An 18,224-nucleotide genomic window follows, 5' to 3' on the forward strand; every position below is an offset into this window, starting at 1 on the left:
AAGGATAGTAAAATTAAATCGCCACCAGATCCCGAATACCTTTTTCTGGCATTTCGCTTCCAATACCTTGAGCAATCACTTGCCCACGTGCCATGACGGTATAACCATCTGCCAGTTCTTCAGCAAAGTCATAGAACTGTTCCACCAGAACAATTGCCATTTCACCGCCATCAGCCAGCTTACGAATTACCCGACCAATATCTTTAATGATAGATGGCTGAATCCCCTCAGTCGGTTCATCCAAAATGAGCACACGCGGTTCAGATGCCAATGCGCGAGCAATCGCCAGTTGTTGTTGCTGGCCACCGGATAAGTCACCACCGCGTCGATACTTCATTTCTTCTAATACCGGAAAAATCTCATAAAGATGTTCTGGAACTTTACGGGTTTTGGCTCCTTTAAATTTCGCCATGCCAATCAAAATATTTTCTTCTACTGTTAGGGTTGAAAAGATATCTCGTCCTTGTGGCACATAAGCCAAACCTGCCCGTACTCGCTGTTCAGGACTCAGTTTGGCAATATCTTTGCCATCTAAAAGGATCTGACCTGATTTGATGGGCAATATCCCCATCAGACATTTTAGTAATGTCGTTTTACCAACACCGTTACGACCCAAAACCACTGAGCACTCACCGACAGGCGCATTGAAAGACACATCACGTAAAATGTGACTACCGCCATAAAACTGATTTACATCTTTAACTTCTAGCATCAGTCAGCCCCTTAACGTCCAAGATACTTTTCAATGACCTCTTCATTGGCCTGTACTTCTGCCAATGTGCCTTCGGCTAAAATCGCCCCTTGTGCCAGCACCGTTACTTTTTCACTAATAGTATCGATGAAGCTCATATCGTGTTCGACCACCACCAGCGTATGATTTTTTTTCAGCTCCAGACAAAGTTCAGCAGTCCGTTCGGTTTCGGCATCGGTCATCCCTGCCACTGGCTCATCCAGTAAAATGAGTTTTGGACGTTGCATCAGCAGCATACCAATTTCCAGCCATTGCTTCTGACCGTGCGATAAAAGCCCTGCAGGTTTGTGAATAAATTCCTGCAAGCGGATTTGCTGTAACGATTCATCCAAGGCATTTTGTGCATCCGGATCGAGCTTGCTGAAAAAGCTTTTTTTCACCCGTTTGTCTTTAGGTGCAGCCAAGAGCAGATTTTCCATCACGGTGAAATTTTCAAACACCGTGGGTTTCTGGAATTTACGCCCGATGCCAGCTTCTGCAATTTCTTCAGTACTCATTTTCGCCAGATTATAGGTTTGGCCAAAAAATGCAGAACCTTCAGTCGGCCGGGTTTTGCCGGTAATGACATCCATCAGAGTGGTTTTACCCGCGCCGTTTGGCCCAATGATGCAGCGCAGTTCACCTTCTTCGATATACAGTGATAAATCATTTAAGGCCCGGAAAGCATCGAACCAGACACTGACTTTTTCCAGATAAAGTGCGATCCCATGACTAAAATCTGGCCCTTGCTCTTTTGGTCGGCCATAGCCTTCAGAAGCATGGCCGCCATGAGGTTGTAAAATTTCACTCATTCGCTACGCTCCTTTTTAAAACGGTCAAATAATCCAATCACGCCTTTAGGCAGGAAGATGGTGACCACAATAAATAATGCCCCCAGAATTAATAACCAGGCTTCTGGATAAGCGACAGTAAAGTAAGTTTTAACTGCATTAATTAAGCCTGCACCCAGGATCGGACCGATCAAGGTACCGCGACCGCCAGCCGCTACCCAGACTGCCATTTCAATCGAGTTCACCGGATTCATTTCGCTCGGATTAATAATCCCGGCTTGTGGTACATACAGTGCACCAGCGATACCTGCAATCACAGCAGATAATACCCAGGCTGAAAGCTTGTACCATAAGGTGCGGTAACCTAAATATTGCAGACGGTTTTCACTATCACGAATCGCGCCAAGCACACGACCATAAGGTTTATTCATTAAATGGCGTAGACCAACAAAGCACAGCAATAACGCCAGAGCCGTGATAAAACATAGGCTGGCACGCATCGGTGCTGATGTGATGTCCATGCCTAAAATGGTTTTGAAACCGGTAAAACCGTTATTCCCGCCAAAGCCTGTTTCATTGCGGAAGAATAAAAGTGCTGCCGCAAAAGTCATCGCCTGAGTAATAATCGAGAAGTAAACGCCTTTGATTTTTGAGCGGAAAGCAAAGAAGCCGAAAATAAAGGCAATTAGTCCTGGTACCAAGACCACAAGTATCATGGCCCACCAGAAATGATTAGTCCCCACCCAAAACCAGGGTAATTCAGTCCAGCTCAGAAAACGCATAAAGTCAGGCAAACCATCACCTGCTGATTGACGCATTAGATACATCCCGAATGCATAACCACCCAAGGCAAAGTACAGGCCATGACCTAAACTTAAAATACCGGCATAGCCCCAAACCAGATCAAGTGCTAAAGCAACTAATGCTAGGCACATGATCTTGCCGATCAACGTTACCCAATAAGCAGACAGATGCAGGCTTGAATCCGCTGGCAATAAATGCAGCCATGGCAAGGCCAGTAAAATAACAAAACAGATCGCAATTGCGAGTGCGCTATAAGGTTTATCTGAAAGTAATGATGTGATTTTCATAGGCTTACTCCACAAAGCGTCCTTTAATGGCAAACAAACCTTGTGGGCGTTTCTGAATAAACAAAATCACAAGAACCAAGAGAATAATTTTCGCCAATACTGCACCCATACCAATTTCCAGTACGGTACCACTGACACCCAGTCCCAAAGCTGCAAGAACTGCACCCCATACCTGACCAACACCACCGACAACAACCACAAGGAAAGCATCGATAATGTAGTTCTGGCCCAAATCTGGCCCAACATTACCCACTTGAGCCAAGGCACAGCCGGCAAGACCGGCAAGACCTGAACCCAGACCAAATGCCATCATGTCAATCCGGCTGGATCGGATACCGACAGCACGAGCCATTTGACGGTTTTGCGTTACGGCACGGACAAATAAACCAAAACGGGTTTTATTCAGTAGATAAACAAGTAGCAGCAAGACAGCTACAGTAAAGACAATAATTGCAATACGGTTATAAGGCAGCATCAGGCTTGGAGTAATCGAGATCCCGCCTGAAAGCCATGAAATGTTAGAAACTTCGACATTTTGTGCCCCAAAGATCATCCGCACCACTTGCATCAGGATCAGGCTCACCCCAAAGGTTGCCAATAAGGTTTCTAGTTGACGGCCATATAAAGGACGAATCACGGTACGTTCGATCAGCATGCCAATCGCTGCACTGACAATAAATGCCGCAGGAATCGCTGCGATCAGATACCAATCTACCAAACCACTAAAATGCGATTTAAAGAAACTTTGCACTACATAAGTGGTATACGCCCCGATCATGATCAGCTCGCCATGCGCCATATTAATGACACCAAGCAAGCCATATGTAATGGCTAATCCTAAAGCCGCAAGCAATAAAATACTGGCAGTACTTAAACCGGAAAATACATGTCCAGCCCATTCACTGGCCTGAATTCGGGTTTTGATACTACTTCTGGCATCGACCAGCGCTGCTTTTAAATCAGGATGCAGATTTGGCTGAGCCAGTTCATTTTGAACCAGTGCAAGAACGTCTGGTCTGTTGGAATCTTTTAAAACTTTTGCCGCTTCTATTTTGGTCAGGACATTTTCAGATTGATAATCCAGACGTGCTTTTAACTGGGCAAAACGTGATTTAACCGTATTGTTTTTTTCATTTAAATACATCTGATTGATGGCTTTAGCATCAAGTTCGGACAAGTTATTTTCCAGAATATCAATCGCCTCAAGTCGCTGAGAGGCTTCTTCTGAATTTAATTTCTTTTTTGCTAAACCAAAGGTCAGTGCTTTATTTAAGGTATTTACCAGCGTAATTTGCGATAAATCAGATGGCCAGGTTTCCACGGTTTTTCCGTCAGGATAGCTAACCAGTTTATCTTCTGCTTCCAGAATATAAGTATTGCCTGAACTGTCAGTATAAAGCTGATCTTTTTCAACAAACTCTGCCAGCTGATCAAGTTGTTCAACACTGGCAGGCCACTGGTTTAATAAAGCACGACGAGTGGCAAAGTCCCCACGAACAAACTGCTGAATAGCATCAAGTGACTGTTGAGATGATTGCGATACGGTTGTTTCGCTAGATTGAGTTTCCGCATGCACCATATTGAGACACAAACACTGACTCAAAATTAAAAAAATGGCCGCGAGATTTAGGCGAGTGGACATGAGTGCCCTCCCTATTTATATATTTAACGCTGTCCCGTCCGGGAGATGAAAAACCAGAAAGGCCTACTGCCGGAGCAGCAGGCTTTGGAGGAAATTATTTAGGAATGTATGGGCTCCATGGCTCAGCAGCGATGGTTTTCGGTGTCTTATAAACCACATCAAACTGACCATCACCACGAATCTGACCAATCATCACCGGCTTATGTAAATGATGGTTATTAGCATCCATTTGTAACTGATAGCCAGATGGTGCATCAAAGGTCTGACCTGCCATCGCTTCACGAACTTTATCCACCTCAGTAGAACCGGCTTTTTCTACCGCCTGTTTCCACATATTGATACCCACATAAGTCGCTTCCATCGGGTCATTGGTCACAAACTTGTCTGCATTAGGCAATTTGTATTCCACAGCATACTGTTTCATCTTGCCGCTGAATTCGGTATTTTTCGGATTTTTCACGGACATGAAGTAGTTCCATGCCGCTAAATGACCAACCAATGGTTTTGTATCAATACCACGAAGCTCTTCTTCACCTACAGAGAATGCCATAACTGGAATATCAGAAGCTTTAATGCCCTGGTTACCCAATTCACGATAGAACGGTACGTTTGAATCGCCGTTGATGGTTGAGATCACCGCAGTCTTTTTGCCTGCAGCAAATTTTTTCACATTGCCGACAATGGTTTGATAATTACTATGACCAAATGGTGTGTACTCTTCCATGATGTCAGCATCAGCGACGCCTTTAGATTTCAGGAAAGCACGGAGAATTTTGTTAGTCGTACGTGGGTAAACATAGTCTGTACCTAATAAGACAAAGCGTTCTGCTTTACCGCCTTCTTCACTCATCAAATATTCAACAGCCGGAATCGCTTGCTGGTTAGGTGCAGCACCGGTATAGAAAATATTTTTAGACTGTTCCTGACCTTCGTATTGGACTGGATAAAACAATAAGCCATTTAACTCTTCAACCACTGGCAATACCGATTTACGTGATACCGAAGTCCAGCAACCAAAGATGACCGCAACTTTATCCTGAGTGATGAGCTGACGTGCTTTTTCAGCAAATAGTGGCCAGTCAGATGCTGGATCAACGATAACCGGTTCAAGCTTTTTACCTAAGACCCCCCCATTGGCATTGATTTCATTAATCGCCATCAATGCGGTGTCTTTTAATGAAGTTTCAGAAATGGCCATCGTGCCAGATAAAGAATGCAAAATACCAACTTTAATCGTTTCCCCACTAGTTGCAGCTGCTTTCGGCTCAGAGGTAGCGGCCGTTTTATCTTCAGGCGACTTTGAACAACCTGTTAAAGTTAGTGTCCCCAACATTGCAGCAACAATTAAATTTTTAGAAAACTTTTTTTGTTCGACTTTCATGTACTTCTCTCCAACCCTAGTTAGGCTTTTTTAGAAAATTTAAGAGAAGCTATTCAAATACTGTGCCACTTTTAGTTTATAATTTTAACCCACTGAATTTCATTATGATTATCTATTTAAAATAAAAATAGAGATTAAATTTTGCACCAATAAATACATGTTGCCCTAAAATAGAAAATAAATTCTGAGGCGAAAAATCAATTAATTATCCTAAAAACACATCAAAATAGCGCAGGCTTTTAAATCAAAATATTAAAATGCTTACTAATGATGCATAAATAAAATGAGCAGAAAATACATCTGCTCATCAATATAATTTATTTTTCATCAATAAAATTTTGCATATGCTGCAAAACTTCCGCCGTCTTTTCACCATGTAGCCAGTGCCCTGCATTTTCAATCACTGCAATCTGTGCATGAATAAACTGCTGATTGATGGCTTCAAAATGTTCAGATTTAGAGATATATGATGAATTTCCACCTCTTAAGAATAACGCTGGAAGTTCATTTTTTTCTATCTTATTCCAAGCAGTAATATCTTCATAATGATCAAACAGTGCTTGCACATTAAACAACCACTGCCCTTTATTAAATGATTTTAAAAGAAACTGGATGACCATTTCCTCTTGAATATATTCACGCATAATTTTTGCTGCTTCATTTCGTGAAGCGACTTGCGCCTGTTGGACTGCAAACAAGGCTTTAAATATTTCAGAATGGTGATTTTCTTGATATTGAATTGGCGTGATATCTAATACAACCAGTTTTTCAATCAGATCAGACGCCAGGTCTGCCAGCTTCATGGCAATTTTTCCGCCCATTGAATGCCCGACTGCAATAAATTTTTTAATATTTAAACTGGCTAAAGTTTCTAAAATATCTTCGGCCATGATTTGATAATTCACTTCATCAGAATGGCCAGATAAACCATGATTTCTGACATCAATTTGAATCGTAGTTGCCTGCTCTGAAAAATGTCGGGCTAACATACCTAAATTACTTAAACTACCAAATAAACCGTGAATAAATACCATTGGGGCTAAAGTTGATGTTTCATGGGTTTGTATTTGATAATTCAGGATCATTTGAGAATTCCGTGATTTCCTATGTTAGGTGTTAATAGTGGAGTTATATTGGAAGTTAATCAATTGCCAATGACATAATTTAAAATTTTGCTTAGGCTATTTTTATGGAAATAAAATATGCTTAGGCTAAATTGCAATATCTGCTCATAATTGAGTGTCACACTAGATCATTAATAAAAAAAATATTTTAAAATTTTTAGGAAATATACGAGTTTTAGAGGTTTATTTGGTATTAAGTTTTAGTTATGGGATATGGATTTTGCGAGAATAAATATAAAGTAGAAAATTGCTTAGGCTATTTTAGCGTGCAATGATTTTACCGCCCTTCGTTTGAGTAAAAAAGAGACATATAAATATTTAATATTTCTTAATAAATTTCAAAAGTAGCTGATATTTACCCGGTAAAATTTGTATATAAATAGATTTTTATAAAGTTTATTTAATGAATAATTTAAAAAGCACTGAAATCCATATGCTACGTATCAGAGTATTTATGCATTTTATAAACAAGCTGAAAGTCGAAAAAAGGGGCTAATTTTTTGGCCCTACCCTTTTTTATCCGTCTATACCTTTATCAAGATCAACATTCCTAAATAAGATATGAATATTTAATTTCATTAGCTTCTATATGCTTCATATCTGATAGTTTAAAGTAGTGTATAAAATGTATTCTAAGGCTATCTTATGAACAATTTAGTTAAAAAAAGCATTGAATTCTTAGTGGAACAAGACGTTGTTGAATCAGCAGAATGTGTAATAGCAGAAGCGGGTTTAACTCCAGCAGAATTGATCACGATAGTTTATGGTGAAATTGTTCGAACAAGTCAAATACCTATTATTCCTCAAGTAGGAACTAAGGATTTCAATATAGCTCGATTAACAGCAGCGAGTTCCTTTATTCCAACTGTCAAAGTTTCCACTCCGGAACAGAAAGATGCATTTTTAAATGATGATGGTGGCTATTAAAACTCAAGACGATGCTCTTGCTTTTATAGCTTAATTACACTTCCCTACTCTTACAAAATACTGCGGTGGTCATACCTGAATTATTCATGCTCTGTGCTTGTCGATCCAGAAAGCTTTTAGCAATCATCGCCATTGTGGACGCCATATTGAGTTCATGATTTTCTTCAGAAACTTTTTGAATCTCTTCATAAGCCGTTAAACGCTGGCAGAATGCCTGACGTTGACTTTGTGCATCAGCATTCTGATCTGGATCATCTAAAATATGTTTGGTTTCATTGACTATTTTTGTTTGCATAGCAATAAACTGATCATAATCCGCTTGTGAAAGCTTTTCGGCAAAAGCCATATTGTTCAATTGCATGCAAATAAAGAAAGTACATATTAAAGATGAGGATTTGATCATTTCGAAGGTCTTCTTTTAGTTTTCTTCTTTCCAGACATCTTCATAATCATCTGCATCAATCATGAAGCGGTAGCCCTGCTCTAAAGCCAGATAAGGTAAAACTTCAGGGGCGATATCCTGTAACTCACGCACAGTCATGGTTTCAAAAGCATCTTCATTTGAAGCCAGTTCACCACCATAAATATACCAGCTAATATTTTCTTCTGTCTCAGGCTTTCTACGGATTCCGACAATTGGATCCTGCTTCAGGGTATGTACAGCCACTGCAACGACATCATCACCACTTACTTCTACATAAGCAGAACCGACCTCTTCACACAGCAATTTCTGCTCTGCAATCAGTTCCTGTAATGGTGATAATTTCTGCGTGTTTTTCGACATTCGGTTTGACTCATTAAATTCTTCAAATACCGCTTTAGTTTAGCCTAGTTTTAAAAAATCTAATGCGTATTTTTATAAATAACCTGGAGATCTGTCCTTAAAAATGATTAAAGACAGATCGGAAATTAAGCTTATTGGAAAACTTTGAAGCGTTGATCATCTTCCAGATAATCTTTCGCACGTGCTTCACCTTCAACTGAACCAAATACCAGTTGAGCACGAAGTTTCCAGTTTTCTGGAATATCCCACTCTGCATGAACCTGCTCATCTACTATCGGATTATAGTGTTGTAAAGATGCACCCAAGCCTTCAGTATGCAATGCTGTCCAGGTAGAGAACTGAGCAATAGCAGTTGAATGTTCTGCCCAGATTGGGAAATTCTCGGCATAAGATGGGAATTGCTCTTGCAAGCCTTTTACTACATTTTGATCTTCAAAGAATAAAACTGTACCCGTACCTGCAGCAAAGGTTGCCATTTTTGCAGTCGTTTTTGCAGCACTTTCTTCATCTTTGGCATAGCTTTTTAATTTATCAGCGACAAAGCCCCAGAATTTTTCATGTTCGCCATTGAATAAAATAACGGCGCGAGATGATTGCGAGTTAAAAGATGACGGACTTTGCTTAATCGCATTTTGAATCAAATCAGTTAAATATTCAGGAGACTGTTCTACATTTTTACCAATGGCATAAATAGTACGGCGTTTTGTAATTAAATCTAAAAACTGATTCGACATTCGGTTAAATCCTTGGATATATCTTCGGGAAAACTGGAACCTTCACTTATTTTTATGAAGGAATTCTAATGAATAAGAATTCTGTGATTCATTTACTCACAAGTACTGATAGCTTAAAAAAATATGACTGGAATAGCTATATTATTAAAGTAATATCTTTATATATTCTTTTGATAAAGAATAGTTTTTTAATTTATTTTTTATCAAACGATAAAATAAATGCCCTTTTCTGAGCCAATTTCTGTTTTAAAATAAGTCACCATGTTCAATGATGTAGCAGAAAGTTGTTTTGATGATAAATATAGAAATTTGCTTAGGCTATTTATTGTCATAAGGGAAATGTCAATCCTTAGAAATCGCTATAAAAAAATCATCCCCCAATTTGGAGGATGAAATTGAATGAATCAGCTTAAATTTTCTTAGAATTTAGCATTAAGCACTTGAGCAGAGACTTTATTTTTCCAAAGATCACGTAAGGTTGGTAAATAGAATTTTTCACCCAGTTCTACCAGTTCAGCATCAATCAAGCCATGCACATCATGCATAAATAGATAATCCAGATCCACACTAGAAAGCTTAAGATGTTTCTTCTGATATTCTCTGCGTTTTTGCTGCGCCTCTTTCACCAACTGATCTGCAAATGTCTTATCTTTATACTGGGTGATCGCATTTAAACGCAATTCAATAATGCCCCACCCTGTTAATAACATCTGAAATGTCTCAAAGTCCTGAGTGGTTGATTCCCAGGTCATTTCATCAAGATTTTCATTTTCCGGGAGAACAGGTAAAAGAAGTTCCATTACACTTGGAAAAATCTTTTTAAAATTCAGAATAAATTTAACAGGATGCTCACCTGGATAATCCTTGAATTGAACCTTTTTTTGAACATCTGTTAAATAAATATCAAGCATTAAATTTTCCTTAAACAACCTGCCATTTTATGGATGTTTATTCATATGCTATAGAAACTCATGCGGAATAAACGACAAAACAGCAGTAAAAACGAACTGCATTTTAGCAGCTATATACGCTTATTCAATGTTAATTCGGTATGAGAAGCCATGAGGATAGGCTTTAGCACTAAAAAAACTTCAATAGTTATCTCTAACCATCCTTCTAATACGATTTCACCCGTAATTTTAGATTCTTTCTTTTATTTGCTCATGAATCTATAAAATTAAGAACTTCTGATGAGGAGAATAAAAAAGCCCACTCATAGAGCAGGCTTAATAAATATTTATAATTTTGAGTTAATCTATCTCACCAGTTTTGCCGGTTCCCATACATTCGATACACTGTTTAGCTTCCACAACGTTATAGCCGGTACCGCTACAGCTGCTACACTTCTTTTTTGTATAATCTGGATATAAATCCTCATCTGGATAGGATTCGTCCAAATCAAAATCATCATCAAAGTCAGTCATCACCCTTACCTCATTTTTCTAGTTATCAGGGAATTTCTATTAGTAATCCTTCATTGCATATCTGTCAAAACCTGAACGATAGATGGTTCATAGCATTTAATAAGCAAGCTTAATTGAATGAGAATTTTCCAGAAAAAACATGTGCAATTGATTTTATTAAAATTTGTATGAATAATCCTTAGATATTATAAAGCCCTCATTTAGAGGGCTTTATTATTTAACCATAATTAGAAGACTTATTTTACGTTTGGAGCCACCATATTTTCAGGGCGAACCACCTGATCGAACTGTTCTGCAGTTACCAATCCGAGTTCTACTGCGACCTGTTTTAAGGTTTTACCTTCTTTATAGGCAGTCTTGGCCACTTTAGCTGCATTCTCATAACCAATGACTGGATTCAATGCAGTGACCAGCATTAATGAATCATGCAGGAAGTGCTCAATCTTGTCACGGTTAGGCTCGATTCCGACTGCACAGTTATCGTTAAAGCTGTTACATGCATCGCCAAGCAGTTGGATGGATTGCAACAAGTTATAAGCAATCACTGGCATAAAGACATTCAGCTCAAAATTCCCTGATGCACCGGCCACATTAATTGTCGTGTCATTCCCTAAGACTTGGGCAACGACCATGGTCATGGCTTCACTTTGAGTCGGATTCACCTTACCCGGCATGATACTTGAACCCGGTTCATTTTCAGGAATACGTAATTCACCAAAACCACAACGTGGTCCACTTGCCAACCAGCGAATATCGTTGGCGATTTTATTCAGGCTAACCGCTAAAGTCTTTAAAGCACCTGAAGCAAATACTGCTGCATCACGGCCGGCCAAAGCTTCAAATTTATTAGGAGCGGTGACAAAAGGTAAACCTGTTAATTCCGCTAGAGTATCCGCGGCTTTAATGGCGTAATCTGGATGGGCATTCAAGCCTGTACCGACGGCGGTTCCGCCTAATGGCAGTTCATATAACCCTTGCAAAGCCTGATACAGTCGAATTAAAGCATGATCCAGTTGAGAGACATATCCACTGAATTCCTGACCTAAAGTTAAAGGTGTGGCATCCTGAAGATGGGTACGACCGATTTTTACAATCTCAGCAAATTCCTGAGATTTAGTATGCAAGGTATCACGTAAACGTGTTACTGCCGGTATTAACAGTTCATTGATCTGTAAGCTAGCTGCCACATGAATCGCGGTCGGAAAAGAGTCATTGGTCGATTGAGCACGATTGACATGGTCATTTGGATGCACAGGCTTTTGTGCACCTAAAGGATTGCCCAGTTTCTGGTTAGCAATATTGGCAATCACTTCATTACAGTTCATGTTACTTTGCGTGCCCGAACCGGTTTGCCATACGACTAAGGGGAACTGGCTATCCCATTGACCGCTGATCACTTCATCCGCAGCACCGATGATATAGGTCGATAACTCATGAGGAATCTGGTTTAACTCGGCATTGGTGATCGCAGCTGCTTTCTTGACCAAGCCCATGGCACGAATCATGGCGCGTGGCAAATGCTCATTGCCAATCTTGAAGTTCTGTAGACTACGCTGAGTTTGTGCGCCCCAAAGTGCTTCACTCGGTACAGCGACTTCTCCCATCGTGTCATGTTCAATACGTGTTTGCATGCTCAACCTCAATTGTTATTCCATGTTTTACTCATTTAGACAGCAGCTTCAATGCTGTACTCTATTCATCTTAATGAGTTTGATTAATTTTGCAAATGATAATTATTATCAATAATTAACTTATAGGATTCTTAATCACTGCCCTCTTAACGTATTCTGATAGAACAACCATTCATCCTCTAACATTTTCCTTAAGGTATAGCGTGGCTGCCAATGTAACAACTGTTGGGCTTTATCCGTATTAGCACCCAGTTGATCCATTTCGGCATGTGGATATGGCAAAGCATCTACTGTAGGAACAGCAGATTGGGTGACTTCTGCAACCTGATCCAGCAAAGTCTGCATTGAAATTAGCTCTCCAGCAATATTAAAGGCTTCGCAAGTCCATTGTTGCTGTTGAGAAAGCCAATGTAGTGATTTGAATACCGCATCACAGACATCCATCACATGCAAAAAGCTGCGTTCTACCGTATAGTCTTCGGTCTTGGCCTGACGGCGCAATTCCAGATATTCACGCTGCTTCGCACCCACCTGCATGGCCAGAGGCACAATATTCTTTGGTAGAGGTGGTACCCATTCACCTAAAATGCCATTTTCAAAAGCACCCGCGACATTAGAAAGACGTAACATCGCAATACGCCATTCATTATCCGTCTTGGCAGTATCCCGAATGATTTCTTCCACCATCTGCTGTGATTTAATATAAGGGTTTGGATAAGTGTAATTGAAAGCCTGATCTTCTTTTAAATCCGTTCCGGAATGGCCATATACAGCCAATGAAGACAAATACACCAGATTGCGTACTCCAGTACGCTGCATGGCACGCATCAAGCTCATGATACAACTGACATTATCATTATAATATTCAAGTGGTTTTAAAACTGATTCTTCCAATGATTTAAAGCTGGCAGTATGAATGACAGCCTGTACCGAATTCTGTTCAAAAACTTTATTTAATGCTGGAGTGTTACGGATATCAATTTTGACAAAAGGCACATAGCGGCCGGAAATAAATTCAAGGCGTTCTAAGGTCTGGAGACTGGCATTGGCCAGATTATCGACCACAATGACCTCTAGTCCTTGTGCCATCAGACTTAAAGCAATATGTGAGCCTAAAAAGCCTAAACCACCCGTCACTAAAATCATTGTTTATTAACTCCGCTTTAGAATCAGTATCTTAAATTGATATGGTGTTTATTTGGTGCTTTCTCCAACTTATCCACAGGATCAAAAACGCAAAAACCGACCCAAATTTCTTTTGAGCCGGCTAATCTGCTCAATAAGTATATTTTATTTTACAGGTCGAACAAAAGTTGATTGTTATGTAATGTATGGAATTCATGACAATGAATTAAGCCCTCACTTCGAGGGCTTACTTAATCAAACGATAGCTTTTTTAAGTAGATTAAATGCAGCTTTAGCCGCATTAATAAATCGGATGATAATCGGTATCCAGTAATCAAGGTTTGTGAATATTTCTACAATTTCCTTCTTCGCATACCCAATTACCCAGTTCCGTTTTTCTTCACCAGATAAAGTGCTGTTTTTCAGCTTTTCAGCAGCATCCATATACTTTGCGATCTGGCTTAAAATTGGGCCGCCTGATTCAGCTACTTCTAATGTTGATTTTGATACTTGTTCAATTGTTAATGCTGTCATGCTTCAGTCACTCCTGTAGCAGTTACGCCAGACATAACTGGAAGGTTATAACGGTGATCGGCTGGCCGATTAGTCATGCCATACCAACGGAACTCCTGAAATTCAGACTCAGCATATAAGGCATAACACACCATATTTGACTGATTACCACCCAAGCAAACCAGCTTACCTGTTTTACTATCACGACCCACTACAAAGCAGACATGACCACCACCCTTACGTGATTTAATAGCTACACAACCATAAGCTGGCTTAGATAACTTTGCACCGTAATTCACATAATCTAATGCCCGGTACCAATGCTTCGGATATTTCACACCGGCTACTTTTAAGCAGTGAGCAATAAAGGTTCCACACCAGGCTGTTTCATCCTCTGACCACCATGCGCCAAGTGATTTAAGCCACTTCAGGATAGTTGGATTATGCTTAGTCTTACTGGTGTCCTCACGTAGTCCAATATGCTTTTTAGCTTCAATCATCCATGCCAGATCATTGGTTGGCTGTTGTACTGTTAAAAGGCTATTTACCCCAGATAGGCTTGGCTCATGTAGTTCTGGCTGAGCTTTTTTGCGTCCTACATATGTAGCCAAGAATACCAATACAATAGACACAATGCTTTGATACGGTTCAGGCAAGACATTGGCGTTATAGACTTCCTGCAAAACTAAATGTACACAGGATAAAAAAAGCGCCATATAGGCGCCATATTTTACTGAGTCAAACTTCCATACACTTTCATTAATTAATTTCATTGTTTCCTCTCACATTACTGCGTTCATAAAGTTTGTTACGGATTTCTTCCAAAGTTCGAAGGGTTTGATCAGATTGTTTTTCAAGGACTTGGATTTTTTGATTATTCGCCATTGCTTGTGTATTCACTGTGTCAGTTTTAGCGGTTTGATTGTTCCAAGCAGCTGCAAATACACCAATGATGGCAATACCACCCCAGCGAACCAGATTAGTTACACTATCAATTCTGGTTTTGCTTTCATTCAATACCCGGATCTGCATATCAACTTCCTTATGTCTGACCTCGGCATCCATTCGCAGCTGCTTTATATCAGCTCGAATACTTGATTTTGTTCGGTCTAGATCTGCTTCAAAATCCCCTTTTGCCTGTTGCAGGTTGTTATCGAGGTGTTTTTGCTTTTCTTGAAGTTGATCAAACTGCATGCTCATTCGGTCGATCTTTTGAGGCACATCAGCCAATTTTTCCATGCTTTGCCGCAACTGATTGATGTTGTCTGAAATTGCGTAAAGTTGACTTGGTGTTATTGGTGGCGGATCAGTTGAATAGTCATTGGACATTGTGCCCCCTATTTTTTGGCAATAAAAAAGCACCTAAAAAGGTGCTGTCATTTGGTTAAGCTTAGACTTCTATTTCTGAATGTTGGCCAGGTGGTGCTGGCCTTAAAATCACCTGGTTTGAGATGAATACTCGGACACCCAAGTTATAAGCTGTGCCTGATGTGCACAGCACTGGACCAGATCCCCCATCGATCTGTACCCGATACTCAGGATGATTGACCGAGGTGATGGTACCGATGTATTCAGCATGGGTCGGATTCAAGAGCTTTCGCAATTCAAATAATGGATTACTCACGGCTGATACGCTCCACGGTAATAGTTTCATTGACCTTTTCATGTGAAAAGCTGCCTGAAACTGAATCAATTACACCCCACCACTGGCCATTAAAAGCAATGGTTTTACCAGGTAGCATCTCGCCAATTTCCTGATTGACAGGAATATCCGAGAAAGTGTGCAGTTCCTGGATATTGGCTTTCACCAATGCATTTTTGCCATAGCTGGCACCCGATACCACATTAAATAATGGCCCCGTGACTGTTTCTAAAGGCACATCACCAGAAGTGCCCCGCTGCTGTACTTTCAAGCTCTCACCGCTGCGACTATTCACCACGGTAATGGCATTAAAATCCGCGACATATTCATCATTCTGCTTGATGTTCTGCTGCATGACCAAGCTTTCTGATAGCAAAATATCATAGTCATCGACTGTCATCGTATCCCAATAGCCTTTTTGGTATCGGGGCAAAATGGTCAGTGTATTGCCTGCTTTCTGGCTATAGATAAAGCCACCACCTGCATCAACCACCTGCTTGATTGCATCGATCGGTGCAAGTTCCGCATAACTCAGGCTTTCAATCGGAATAATCCAACCCAGATCATCAATCAGTTTCCAGTCCAGACTGGTACCGCTATTTGCTCGATCCAATTCTGATTGAACCAGCTGCACAGAAGTGCGTTCGTTATCCTGAATAAATGAACGTGAGGCTGCGTATTTACCCGAGTTCAAGGATGTGATACTTCTCCCCGGGTAAGTGTAAAGAACACTGGCAAAGCGTCGGGTCTCCTCTGGATCTTCGAGCAGAATATGGTGCTCAAATCCATTGATCATGATCTTAAGAATCACCGGCTGGCCATTAATCGGCTGCAGCTTATCTTTTTCAGTGTGAGCCACAGTAATGGAATAGGTCCAGCACCATTGAGATCGACTGGTGCTATAGGTGCCATCCATGACTTTAATCTTCTCGCCGGTATCTAATCGCTCGGCTATTAATGTATTCACGATATACCACCAGTTCCGTTTAGGCAGTGCTGGAATGCAGTCATCTGCACCAAAATTTAAAACAACATTGTGTGAATCAACGTCATGACATAGACAGATGAAATTTAGATCTGTGCTGCCCTCATATTTAGGTAATTCGGGCTTTGGCCAAGGTTGAACCGGATGCTTGCGGTAATGGATCGCTTTGGCTTTATCCCATGGCAAATCTGACTTGGTAATAATCTCAAGGCCTTTATCCCACTCAAATGAGAATCGCTTTTCAAAGACATCGGCGACTTCATGAGAATAGGTAAACGTCTTGCGTCGGCGAATCATTTCTTGCCAGATCGTTTCCCGGTTATGACGCAGCTTAATAGTTTCTTCATGCAAGTAGCGCTGATGAATAAAGCGTTTCTCACTTTCTTCCCAAGTCAAATAAGCATCAGAGCTTAATCCGGTTGTCTGCTCATGTAAGCATCTAATTGCCCGGGTTAATAAACCTGCTTGCTTATACCGGATATTTGCCTGATTAGAAATTATCAAGCCCTGATCATAAAAAAGAGCCTCATTTGAGACTCTTAATACTGGTTTAGCCCACGGTATTTCTGTGGTACTTAAGGCGGCTATCGCTTTCTGATATCGCATATCAAAACTGTAAGAGACACCCACCAGATGATTAATATCGAATAGCGCTTGGAATTGGGCATTAAATCCAGTTTGAATTACCGCATCCACTGCACAATACTGATCAATTCGGACTGCAGCTAATTCAGCTATAAAGCCGGTTTGCAGTTGTACATCTAGCTGAGCAAACTGACCTGTAGCCGCACTGAACTCCGCATTAAACCCGGTATTGATCCGTGCATCCAATACATCATTGCTGTAGCTAACTGCATTAAACTCAGCAATGACTATTGTGCTGATTACAGAATCGAGAGAAGCAAGATTTTGGACATCACCACCGAAGTTAAGATCGGTAGAGCCTGTGACGGGATCTTTAAAGTTAAGATTTACCTGGTGGCCATCGGGTGGAAGATAGTTCGACACATGTCCACCTCATTTATGTTGATGGTCGTAGAATCAATGAGTTCATCATAAGCGTGCTACCAAGCACCAGATCAGGGTTGGCCAGCGTGATATCAGACCCAACCGCAAAGTCAGCAACTGCTTTTCCTTCCCCGTTAAGTAAACGTGCCCAAGCTGCGGTACCTGATTTTATAACTGTCGCAGCGTCTGTCTGATTTAGTTCTATATGATCAGTATTTACCTGTTTGATTGAGGGCTTAGGCAGCGTCAATGTGACCAGTCTGGCGCTGTTGTTTGCTGCTACAGCTACATCAGCAGGCTTTTCATCGTCATAAAAAACAAAGGTAGCATTTGCGCTACCTTGATCTAGAAAGTTTGCCAGCGCCTGAAGTTGAGCCAGTCCGGCAGCTAAAGAGGTTTGAATCATTTTGCCACTACCCCATCACTGATTACTGCGTTATATTTACGATTTGGATCAAGTGCAACTACAAAGCACTCAAGCCCTACCGCTAGATTCCGAATCACATATTGACCGTTTTTATCCGAGTGGGTGTGCCAGATTTTATTGCCGGTTTCACGCTGATAAGCAGTGACCTGAACTCGCGGGAAAGTATTTCCAACTTTTTTGGTTGAACCCTTTATTTTTCCAAAACCATGAACAGGTAGCGTCGGGGGAGATAAGCGCAATCGCCTAACCTCTTGCCCTCTGAACA

At 40.7% G+C, this 18,224-nt stretch carries 21 protein-coding genes; 1 reads left to right on the top strand and 20 read right to left on the bottom strand.

The features are described from left to right. Positions 1-13: 13 nt before the first annotated feature. From urtE to FTU03_RS01800, 6 genes are all read right to left on the bottom strand, one after another. Positions 14-712: an urea ABC transporter ATP-binding subunit UrtE gene (gene urtE / locus FTU03_RS01775; RefSeq protein ID WP_034705325.1), complete on the bottom strand. Its 699-nt coding sequence runs from the start codon at positions 710-712 to the stop codon at positions 14-16. 11 nt (positions 713-723) lie between these two features. Further along, a complete protein-coding gene (gene urtD / locus FTU03_RS01780; protein WP_179992534.1) occupies positions 724-1,542 on the bottom strand; it encodes an urea ABC transporter ATP-binding protein UrtD in 819 nt (272 codons plus the stop codon). Continuing rightward, positions 1,539-2,612: an urea ABC transporter permease subunit UrtC gene (urtC, locus tag FTU03_RS01785; RefSeq protein ID WP_179992533.1), complete on the bottom strand. Its 1,074-nt coding sequence runs from the start codon at positions 2,610-2,612 to the stop codon at positions 1,539-1,541. The genes urtD and urtC overlap by 4 nt, the downstream gene beginning before the upstream one ends. Before the next feature lie 4 nt (positions 2,613-2,616). Then, positions 2,617-4,254 carry an urea ABC transporter permease subunit UrtB gene (gene urtB / locus FTU03_RS01790; RefSeq protein ID WP_005235555.1) on the bottom strand — a complete coding sequence of 546 codons (1,638 nt, stop codon included), beginning with the start codon at positions 4,252-4,254 and terminating at the stop codon, positions 2,617-2,619. Between the two features lie 94 nt (positions 4,255-4,348). After that, a complete protein-coding gene (gene urtA, locus FTU03_RS01795) occupies positions 4,349-5,587 on the bottom strand; it encodes an urea ABC transporter substrate-binding protein (RefSeq protein WP_373684487.1) in 1,239 nt (412 codons plus the stop codon). Between the two features lie 365 nt (positions 5,588-5,952). Then, a complete protein-coding gene (locus tag FTU03_RS01800) occupies positions 5,953-6,720 on the bottom strand; it encodes an alpha/beta fold hydrolase (RefSeq protein WP_179992531.1) in 768 nt (255 codons plus the stop codon). 684 nt (positions 6,721-7,404) lie between these two features. Between FTU03_RS01800 and FTU03_RS01805 the strand changes: the two genes are divergently transcribed. Beyond that, positions 7,405-7,686, top strand: a complete 282-nt coding sequence (locus tag FTU03_RS01805) for a damage-inducible protein J (protein WP_159123011.1) — start codon at positions 7,405-7,407, stop codon at positions 7,684-7,686. Positions 7,687-7,720: 34 nt separating this feature from the next. On the opposite strand, the gene FTU03_RS01810 is transcribed toward FTU03_RS01805, so the two are convergent. The 14 genes from FTU03_RS01810 to FTU03_RS01875 form a co-directional block, all read right to left on the bottom strand. After that, a complete protein-coding gene (locus FTU03_RS01810) occupies positions 7,721-8,089 on the bottom strand; it encodes a hypothetical protein (RefSeq protein WP_166135483.1) in 369 nt (122 codons plus the stop codon). Positions 8,090-8,104: 15 nt separating this feature from the next. After that, positions 8,105-8,470 (bottom strand): hypothetical protein, encoded by a 366-nt coding sequence (locus FTU03_RS01815; RefSeq protein WP_034706678.1) that lies wholly within the window; start codon positions 8,468-8,470, stop codon positions 8,105-8,107. Positions 8,471-8,601: 131 nt separating this feature from the next. Beyond that, entirely contained in the window at positions 8,602-9,204 is a 603-nt protein-coding gene (locus FTU03_RS01820; protein WP_034706681.1) for a nitroreductase family protein, read from the bottom strand. Positions 9,205-9,623: 419 nt separating this feature from the next. Beyond that, on the bottom strand, positions 9,624-10,115 hold the full coding sequence (locus FTU03_RS01825) for a hypothetical protein (protein WP_005235543.1): 492 nt from the start codon (positions 10,113-10,115) through the stop codon (positions 9,624-9,626). A gap of 339 nt (positions 10,116-10,454) precedes the next feature. Further along, positions 10,455-10,628 carry a hypothetical protein gene (locus FTU03_RS01830; RefSeq protein WP_166135486.1) on the bottom strand — a complete coding sequence of 58 codons (174 nt, stop codon included), beginning with the start codon at positions 10,626-10,628 and terminating at the stop codon, positions 10,455-10,457. 236 nt (positions 10,629-10,864) lie between these two features. Next, positions 10,865-12,259 carry a class II fumarate hydratase gene (gene fumC, locus FTU03_RS01835; RefSeq protein ID WP_179992530.1) on the bottom strand — a complete coding sequence of 465 codons (1,395 nt, stop codon included), beginning with the start codon at positions 12,257-12,259 and terminating at the stop codon, positions 10,865-10,867. A gap of 135 nt (positions 12,260-12,394) precedes the next feature. Next, positions 12,395-13,405 carry an NAD-dependent epimerase/dehydratase family protein gene (locus FTU03_RS01840; protein ID WP_179992529.1) on the bottom strand — a complete coding sequence of 337 codons (1,011 nt, stop codon included), beginning with the start codon at positions 13,403-13,405 and terminating at the stop codon, positions 12,395-12,397. A 234-nt stretch (positions 13,406-13,639) separates the two neighbouring features. After that, the gene (locus FTU03_RS01845; protein WP_179992528.1) at positions 13,640-13,918 is read right to left on the bottom strand and encodes a hypothetical protein; all 279 of its coding nucleotides are present in this window, start codon (positions 13,916-13,918) and stop codon (positions 13,640-13,642) included. Beyond that, a complete protein-coding gene (locus FTU03_RS01850) occupies positions 13,915-14,670 on the bottom strand; it encodes a TIGR02594 family protein (protein WP_179992527.1) in 756 nt (251 codons plus the stop codon). The genes FTU03_RS01845 and FTU03_RS01850 overlap by 4 nt, the downstream gene beginning before the upstream one ends. Then, positions 14,657-15,226, bottom strand: a complete 570-nt coding sequence (locus FTU03_RS01855) for a hypothetical protein (RefSeq protein ID WP_179992526.1) — start codon at positions 15,224-15,226, stop codon at positions 14,657-14,659. The genes FTU03_RS01850 and FTU03_RS01855 overlap by 14 nt, the downstream gene beginning before the upstream one ends. Before the next feature lie 61 nt (positions 15,227-15,287). Further along, entirely contained in the window at positions 15,288-15,521 is a 234-nt protein-coding gene (locus FTU03_RS01860) for a hypothetical protein (protein WP_179992525.1), read from the bottom strand. Further along, positions 15,514-17,532: a hypothetical protein gene (locus FTU03_RS01865; RefSeq protein WP_179992524.1), complete on the bottom strand. Its 2,019-nt coding sequence runs from the start codon at positions 17,530-17,532 to the stop codon at positions 15,514-15,516. Before FTU03_RS01865 ends, FTU03_RS01860 begins: the two co-directional genes overlap by 8 nt. Positions 17,533-17,545: 13 nt before the next feature. Further along, a complete protein-coding gene (locus tag FTU03_RS01870) occupies positions 17,546-17,938 on the bottom strand; it encodes a hypothetical protein (RefSeq protein ID WP_179992523.1) in 393 nt (130 codons plus the stop codon). Then, positions 17,935-18,198, bottom strand: a complete 264-nt coding sequence (locus tag FTU03_RS01875; RefSeq protein ID WP_179992522.1) for a carboxypeptidase regulatory-like domain-containing protein — start codon at positions 18,196-18,198, stop codon at positions 17,935-17,937. The genes FTU03_RS01870 and FTU03_RS01875 overlap by 4 nt, the downstream gene beginning before the upstream one ends. Positions 18,199-18,224 lie beyond the last annotated feature (26 nt).

It is taken from the genome of Acinetobacter sp. YH12046 (genome assembly GCF_013419905.1).
In the GTDB taxonomy this organism is placed as follows: domain Bacteria; phylum Pseudomonadota; class Gammaproteobacteria; order Pseudomonadales; family Moraxellaceae; genus Acinetobacter.

Excerpts from the sequence above, each read along its gene's own strand:
- fumC (WP_179992530.1), bottom strand. The coding sequence starts at position 12,259 with ATGCAAACACGTATTGAACATGACACGATGGGAGAAGTCGCTGTACCG.
- FTU03_RS01810 (WP_166135483.1), bottom strand. The coding sequence starts at position 8,089 with ATGATCAAATCCTCATCTTTAATATGTACTTTCTTTATTTGCATGCAA.
- FTU03_RS01850 (WP_179992527.1), bottom strand. The coding sequence starts at position 14,670 with ATGAAATTAATTAATGAAAGTGTATGGAAGTTTGACTCAGTAAAATAT.
- FTU03_RS01800 (WP_179992531.1), bottom strand. The coding sequence starts at position 6,720 with ATGATCCTGAATTATCAAATACAAACCCATGAAACATCAACTTTAGCC.
- FTU03_RS01830 (WP_166135486.1), bottom strand. The coding sequence starts at position 10,628 with ATGACTGACTTTGATGATGATTTTGATTTGGACGAATCCTATCCAGAT.
- FTU03_RS01855 (WP_179992526.1), bottom strand. The coding sequence starts at position 15,226 with ATGTCCAATGACTATTCAACTGATCCGCCACCAATAACACCAAGTCAA.
- urtA (WP_373684487.1), bottom strand. The coding sequence starts at position 5,587 with ATGTTGGGGACACTAACTTTAACAGGTTGTTCAAAGTCGCCTGAAGAT.
- FTU03_RS01805 (WP_159123011.1), top strand. The coding sequence starts at position 7,405 with ATGAACAATTTAGTTAAAAAAAGCATTGAATTCTTAGTGGAACAAGAC.
- urtC (WP_179992533.1), bottom strand. The coding sequence starts at position 2,612 with ATGAAAATCACATCATTACTTTCAGATAAACCTTATAGCGCACTCGCA.
- FTU03_RS01815 (WP_034706678.1), bottom strand. The coding sequence starts at position 8,470 with ATGTCGAAAAACACGCAGAAATTATCACCATTACAGGAACTGATTGCA.
- FTU03_RS01840 (WP_179992529.1), bottom strand. The coding sequence starts at position 13,405 with ATGATTTTAGTGACGGGTGGTTTAGGCTTTTTAGGCTCACATATTGCT.
- FTU03_RS01825 (WP_005235543.1), bottom strand. The coding sequence starts at position 10,115 with ATGCTTGATATTTATTTAACAGATGTTCAAAAAAAGGTTCAATTCAAG.
- FTU03_RS01820 (WP_034706681.1), bottom strand. The coding sequence starts at position 9,204 with ATGTCGAATCAGTTTTTAGATTTAATTACAAAACGCCGTACTATTTAT.
- urtE (WP_034705325.1), bottom strand. The coding sequence starts at position 712 with ATGCTAGAAGTTAAAGATGTAAATCAGTTTTATGGCGGTAGTCACATT.
- urtB (WP_005235555.1), bottom strand. The coding sequence starts at position 4,254 with ATGTCCACTCGCCTAAATCTCGCGGCCATTTTTTTAATTTTGAGTCAG.
- urtD (WP_179992534.1), bottom strand. The coding sequence starts at position 1,542 with ATGAGTGAAATTTTACAACCTCATGGCGGCCATGCTTCTGAAGGCTAT.
- FTU03_RS01870 (WP_179992523.1), bottom strand. The coding sequence starts at position 17,938 with ATGATTCAAACCTCTTTAGCTGCCGGACTGGCTCAACTTCAGGCGCTG.
- FTU03_RS01845 (WP_179992528.1), bottom strand. The coding sequence starts at position 13,918 with ATGACAGCATTAACAATTGAACAAGTATCAAAATCAACATTAGAAGTA.